Annotated in this window: 8 protein-coding genes and 1 pseudogene; all 9 read left to right on the forward strand. The window is 65.5% G+C overall.

Annotated elements, in window-relative coordinates; translation table 11 throughout:
* Nucleotides 1-55 precede the first annotated feature (55 nt).
* Nucleotides 56-1303, forward strand: a complete 1248-nt coding sequence (locus P3W97_RS07580; protein ID WP_300845371.1) for a nitrogen fixation protein NifQ — start codon at nucleotides 56-58, stop codon at nucleotides 1301-1303.
* Nucleotides 1300-2061: a molybdenum ABC transporter ATP-binding protein gene (modC, locus tag P3W97_RS07585; RefSeq protein ID WP_300845374.1), complete on the forward strand. Its 762-nt coding sequence runs from the start codon at nucleotides 1300-1302 to the stop codon at nucleotides 2059-2061. The genes P3W97_RS07580 and modC overlap by 4 nt, the downstream gene beginning before the upstream one ends.
* Nucleotides 2045-2797: a molybdate ABC transporter substrate-binding protein gene (modA, locus tag P3W97_RS07590; RefSeq protein ID WP_300845376.1), complete on the forward strand. Its 753-nt coding sequence runs from the start codon at nucleotides 2045-2047 to the stop codon at nucleotides 2795-2797. The genes modC and modA overlap by 17 nt, the downstream gene beginning before the upstream one ends.
* A 3-nt stretch (nucleotides 2798-2800) precedes the next feature.
* Nucleotides 2801-3463 carry a molybdenum ABC transporter permease gene (locus P3W97_RS07595; RefSeq protein ID WP_300845378.1) on the forward strand — a complete coding sequence of 221 codons (663 nt, stop codon included), beginning with the start codon at nucleotides 2801-2803 and terminating at the stop codon, nucleotides 3461-3463.
* 18 nt (nucleotides 3464-3481) lie between these two features.
* On the forward strand, nucleotides 3482-3826 hold the full coding sequence (locus P3W97_RS07600; RefSeq protein WP_300845380.1) for a nitrogen fixation protein NifQ: 345 nt from the start codon (nucleotides 3482-3484) through the stop codon (nucleotides 3824-3826).
* Between the two features lie 12 nt (nucleotides 3827-3838).
* Nucleotides 3839-4369 (forward strand): annotated as a pseudogene (locus P3W97_RS07605) (substrate-binding domain-containing protein); the annotation flags it as partial.
* A complete protein-coding gene (locus P3W97_RS11070) occupies nucleotides 4333-4632 on the forward strand; it encodes an extracellular solute-binding protein (protein WP_367184607.1) in 300 nt (99 codons plus the stop codon). The pseudogene P3W97_RS07605 and the gene P3W97_RS11070, both read left to right, overlap by 37 nt.
* Nucleotides 4629-5420: a molybdenum ABC transporter permease gene (locus P3W97_RS07610; RefSeq protein WP_300845384.1), complete on the forward strand. Its 792-nt coding sequence runs from the start codon at nucleotides 4629-4631 to the stop codon at nucleotides 5418-5420. Before P3W97_RS11070 ends, P3W97_RS07610 begins: the two co-directional genes overlap by 4 nt.
* A partial coding sequence (locus P3W97_RS07615; RefSeq protein ID WP_300845387.1) for an ABC transporter ATP-binding protein occupies nucleotides 5413-6144 on the forward strand: 732 nt, incomplete at its 3' end. The genes P3W97_RS07610 and P3W97_RS07615, both read left to right, overlap by 8 nt.

A 6144-nucleotide genomic window follows, 5' to 3' on the forward strand; every position in this document is an offset into this window, starting at 1 on the left:
ACGGCTTTCCTGCCGCCGGACGCATGTGGTTTGCCAACCTGAGCTACCAATTCTGATGTCCACGCTGCGCCCCTGCGCCGTCGTGCGCGGCGCCCAGGATTTGGCCTCGGCGGTGGCCTGCGCCCTGACCGACGCCGGATACGCCGTGGTCATGGCCGAAGGCCCCCTGCCCGCCGTGACCCGGCGCGGCCAGGCCTTCGCCGATGCCGCCTTCGATGGCTCCGCCACATTTCTCGACAAGACCTGCCGACGCATCGACGATATCCGCGCCTGGCGCGACAGCGGCTCGCCAGACATTGCCTACAGCACGGCACCACTCGATCTGATTTTGGCGGCACTGACGCCCGAACTCCTCGTCGATGCGCGCATGAGAAAGCGCGCCATACCAGAAGACCAGCGCGAGCTCGCGCCCTTGGTCATCGGCCTGGGCCCCAACTTCGACGCCGGCGGCAATTGCCACCTGGCCGTGGAGACCGGCTGGGGCGAGACTTTGGGCTCGGTGGTCGAAAAAGGCCCCACTCGCGCATTGGCGGGTGAGCCCAAACCCGTTAACGGCTGGTCGCGCGATCGCTACGTGTATGCGCCGGTGGCCGGAGTATTCCAAACCCGGCTCGACATCGGCGATACGGTCACGGAAGGCCAGGTCATCGCCCGCATCGGCGACACCCCGATCGCCGCGCCCAAGACGGGCGTGGTGCGCGGATTGATCCGCGACGGCGTACCCCTCGACGTGAAGCAAAAATGTGTCGAGATCGTCCCCGCGGGCACCAATGTGCGCATGCTCGCCGAGCGGCCGCGTCGCGCGGCCGAGGGCGTGTTGGCGGCCATTCGCCTGCGTCATGGGCTGCTGCCGGTAGGCCGCAAAGCCATCCATGGTGTGCTGGCCAATGCCGCGGAAGGGTTGCTGCCGCCTTTCGCGCGCACGCTGGGGTTCGATGCCGCAAGCTTGCCGGGCCATTTCGCGCCGCTCGTCGATATCCTGATGGCCGAGCGGGCGCCTGAACTGCGCGAGCGGCCTGCGCGCTGGCTGGCGCACGCCATTGCCTGCTCGGCCTTCGGCCAGCGCCATACCTGGCAGGATTTGCGCCTTTCCGGGCGCCGCGAAGTATCGGCGATGTTCGCGTTGCACTTCCCGGCCTTCGCCGCGCGCAACACGCCGGAACTGAATCTCAAATGGCGTCGCTTCTTGTTCCACGAACTGGGATTGCGGCTGGGCGTGCCGGCATTGATGCCGCCGGGCTGCTCGGCCTGCGACGGCTTTGCCGAATGCTTTGGCGATCAACCGGAGGGAGCAAAAGCATGAGCGGCATCGAAGCGCGCTTCCGGATCGAACGCTCCGACTTCACGCTCGACGTCGCGACACAACTTCCGGGCGGGGGCGTGACCATCCTGTTCGGCCACTCTGGCTGCGGCAAGACGACACTGCTGCGTTGCGTGGCGGGTCTGGAGCACGCGGTGTCGGGTTATCTGTCGGTCAATGGCGAGATTTGGCAGAGTCAAGAGACATTCGTGCCGCCGCACCGGCGCCCGGTCGGTTATGTGTTCCAGGAGGCCAACCTGTTTCCGCATCTCTCGGTGCGCGCGAACGTCGATTTCGGCCGCCGCCGCGCCGCGGGCGGACTGGACGACGAAAACCTCGCCGCGATCCTCGATCTGCTGGGCATCGCGCACCTGCTCGCACGCAGGCCCGACGAACTTTCCGGCGGCGAGCGGCAGCGCGTCGCCATCGCCCGCGCGCTGGCCGTCAAGCCGCGCCTACTGCTGATGGACGAGCCACTGTCGGCGCTGGATGCGCGCCGCAAAGACGAAGTGATGGCTTATCTGGAGCGGTTGCGCGCCACGCTGCGCATTCCCATTCTGTATGTCACTCATGCCATCGACGAAGCCGAGCGATTGGGCGATTGGGCGCTGGTTCTGCATGGCGGACGAATCGTGGCGCAAACCCAGGTGGCAGCGCTGCGCGGCGTGGTGCGCGCCATGGAAAACGACGTTGCCGAGGCGGCTTCGCGCCGTCTTGACAGCGCCGAGTTCTGCGGTTCGTGTATTGCTGCAACTTCTTGAGGAAATAGAAATGAAGCTTGTCAGACGAGCGATTTTTTCTTTGTTCGCCCTTGCCCTTTGCGCCAACGCGCTGGCGGCGGAGTCCCTGATGGTCGCCGCCGCCGCCGGCTACCGCAAACCCCTGCTCGAACTGTTTGAGCGTTTTCGCGCCGATACCGGCATCCAGGTCGAAGGGGTTTTTGGCAATATGCAGCAAGTCATGTCGCAAACCCGCGAAAACAGCCAGATCGTTCTCGTGATCGGCGACCGCATGTTTCTGGAGCCGACCGGCATGTTTTCCGCCTTTCATCCATTGGGTAAAGGCCGGTTGGCGCTGATCACGGTGCCTGGCAAGCAATTGGCCTCGCTCAATGACTTGGCCCGCTCCGAGGTGCGCAAGATCGGCATTCCAAACCGCAAGTCGACAATCTTCGGGCGGGCGGCGGCGACCTGTCTCGAACGCCTGGCTTTGCAGGAGGCAGTGGCGCCCAAACTCGTCGAGGTGGCGACCTTGCCGCAGGTCGGCGCCTATGTCGCCACCGGCGATCTGGATGCGGGCTTTGTCAACCTGACGGAAGCCTTGTCGCAAAAGGCGCGCATCGGCGGCTGGATCGAGGTGCCGGCCGGCTGTCACGATGCCATCGAGATTTCGGCGGCGCAAGTGCAGGAGCGCCAACTCCCCGATGCGGGCCGACGCTTTCTCGAATACCTGACCACGCCGCCCGCCCGGCAGATTCTGGACCGCCACGGATTGTGAGCGATGTCGGGTGCCTGCTCCACGACGCCGTGGCTGCTCACGGCCGAGGTACTGGCGTGGGCGGCCTTGCTGCATCTCGCGGTCGGCATTCCGCTGGGCTGGCTGTTGGCGCGCGGGCGCTTCCCCGGCCGCGAGCTGCTCGATGCGCTGGTGACCGTACCTTTGGTGTTTCCGCCGGTCGTTCTCGGCTATTTCCTGCTCCTGCTGCTTGGCCAGCAGGGCGTGCTGACCGGGGCGCTACCCGAAGCGCTGCGGCCAGAGATCGTCTTTCGCACGCCCGGGCTGGTGATCGCGGCCTTCGTGGCCGGGCTGCCACTGATGGTCAAGCCGGTGCAGGCTGCATTCAAGGAAGTGCCGCCGGCACTGATCGAGACCGCCGCGACGCTGCGCGCAGCACCGATGGACCGTTTTTTCGCCATCGAGCTGCCGCTGGCGCGGCGCGGGCTGGCGGCGGGATTGACGCTGGCCGTCGGACGCGGCCTGGGCGAAATCGGCATTTCGCTGATGCTGGGCGGCAACATCGTCGGCCGCACAGAAACGGTGTCGCTGGCGATCTACAACCACGTCACGGACGGCAATTTCGCCTGCGCCAACGAACTCTCCCTGTTGCTGGCCGGACTGGCCGCTGTTGCTTTTTTTCTCGTCAAACGCTTTGGCGCCTTATAGGACGAAGGATAACCCTCCATGCACCGTCGTGACTTCCTGATTTCCCTGGAGGGTCTCGCGCTGGCGGCGCCGGAAACCGGCCTGCACATCTTCGGCACGCGCCATCTGTGGCAGGAACTGGGTCTGGCCGGTCGGCCGGAGGTGAGCCGCCTGCTGCGCCTGTGCTTCCCCGATCTGGCGGCACGGAACACGCCAGACCTGAAATGGAAGCGCTTCCTCTTCCAGGCCCTGGGCGAGCAGCTCGGCCTGCCGAGCCTCGGGTTCCCGGCTGCGCCGACTGCGACACCCATGCCGACTGCTTCGGCCCCGTGTTTTTCCTGTCCGGCCCCGCAGCCAGGCATCTCATCCCCACCCTACCCTTAAAGGAGTTCGACCATGCACACCAGCGCCCGTAGCGAATTTTCCGGCAGCGTCAGCGCAGTCCGGGAAGGTGCCGTCAATGGCGAGGTGGTGTTCGGCGGCTCGGGCTATGGGCTATCGCAAATGAAGCTCTCGAAACAGGGCGACCTCTATTTCCCCGGCTCATCCGACTATATGGAGATCGCCAAGCGCGACGGCGATGTGCTGCCCGAGATCGAGAAGATCATCGTCTACGCCGTGCCGGCGATCAATGTGCAGAAGGGCAATCCGCACAACATCAAGGGGATCAAAGATCTGTTGAAGCCCGGCCTGCGCGTGGCCATCGTCAACCCCGAGGGGATGTGCGTCGGCGCCTACGCGGTGGAGATCTTCGAGCAGGAGCTGACCCCGGCCGAGCGTGAGCAGCTCAAGGCCAACATCCAGAACTACACCGGCTCCTGTGAGCGGACCGCCACCGCCATTTCGCTCAAGCTCGCCGACGCGGTGATCGGCTGGCGCGTGTTCCACTATTGGGATCCGGAACGCATCGAGACCATCCCCCTGCCGGCGGCGCAAATCCGCGCAGCGGCTATATCCCCATCGCCATTTCCAAGTACGGCAAGAACCCCAAGCTCGCCCAGCAGTTCATCGACTTCGTCACCGGGTCCGAAGGCCAGGCGATCTGCGCCAAGTACAGCGATTTCGCCGATCCCGAATCGGCCTTCAAATGGATCGGCGCCGTCAAGCCTGTGGGCGGCGAATACGTGGTGCCCAAGGAATGGCTGAACCGGCGCGCCACGGTCGATCCGAAGAAGGTCGTCAAGCCGTGATCGCTCAGCCCGCCAGTGGATTCCGGGCCAGCATCGTCGCCGCCCTGGCGGTGCTGAGCCTCTATGCCGGCCTGATCGTCTCGCTGTTCTGGTTCCTCGACGGCGCCATCCTGCGCGAGACGCTGCTGACCGAACGCACGCTCTTTTCCGTGCGGTTGTCGCTGATGGCGGCAACCCTCGCCACGCTGCTGGCGTTGCTGCTCGCCATCCCCGCGGCTTACGCCCTGTCGCGCTCCCGTTTTCCCGGCAAGGAGGCGGCGGAGACGGTGCTGGAATTTCCCATCATCGTCTCGCCGGCGGCCCTGGGGGCCATCATCCTGATCTTTTTCAACAACCCCCTGGGCGAATGGATCCAGGAAAACGTCGTCTATTTCGTGTTCGGTTTCGCTGGCATCGTGCTGGCGCAGTTCGTCACCGTGCTGGGCCTGGCGGTGCGCATGTTGAAGGCCGCCTTCGACGAGGTGCCAGTGGCGCTGGAACGGGTGGCCCGCACTCTGGGCGAGAGCCCGCGTCACGGCTTTTTCACGGTCACGCTGCCGCTGGCAAAGAACGGTCTCGTCGCCGCCTTCATCCTGACCTGGGCCAAGGCCCTGGGCGAGTTCGGCGCCACCCTGATGGTGGCCGGCTCGATGGCCATGCGCACCGAAACCCTGCCGATCACCATCTTCGTGCGCCTGTCCTCCGCCGACATCGAGAGCACGGTGGTGCTGATCCTGATCCTGGTCGTCATCGGTCTGACCGCGCTGTTTGCCGCCCGCCGCCTGCTGGGGAGAGTGGTGCATGCTTGATGTCACGCATGTTATCGCCCGGGCCGGCGGCTTTCAGCTATCCGGCATCGATCTCAAGATCGAAGCAGGCCAATGCCATACCGTGCTCGGCCCCTCCGGCTTGGGCAAGAGCGCACTGCTTTCCGCCGTGCTCGGCACGCTGCCGGCGACGTCGGGCCGCGTGCTTCTCGCCGGCGAGGACATCACGCACGGGCCCATCGAACGTCGTCTGCTCGGCTACGTGCCCCAGCACCTGGGTCTGTTTCCGCACCTGTCGGTGCTGGACAACCTCACCTACAGCGCGCGCGCCCGGCGTGTGCCGGAGGCCGAATACCGGCCGCTGCTGGATCGTCTGGTCGCAATCACCGGCATCGGCGCATTGCTCACACGCCGCATCGCCACGCTCTCCGGCGGCGACCGCCAGCGCGTGGCCCTGGTGCGGGCGCTGGCCGCCAACCCGCGCCTGGTGCTGCTCGACGAGCCGTTCACCGCGCTCAACGAAAGCCTGCGCCGCGAACTGTGGTGGCTGGCGAAGGACTTGCAACGCGAACGGGGCTTGACGGCGATGATGGTCACCCACGACCTCGCCGAGGCCTATTTCCTCGCCGACCACATCATCGTGCTGATCGACGGCCGGCAGGAGCAGAGCGGCGACAAGCGGTCCGTCTTCCGCCGGCCGACCAGTCTCGCCGTAGCGCGCTTCCTGGGGCTGAAGAAGATGTTCTGGGTGAAAGCGCCAATGAAT

The sequence above is a fragment of the Tepidimonas sp. genome (assembly GCF_029335975.1).
Lineage (GTDB): Bacteria > Pseudomonadota > Gammaproteobacteria > Burkholderiales > Burkholderiaceae_C > Tepidimonas.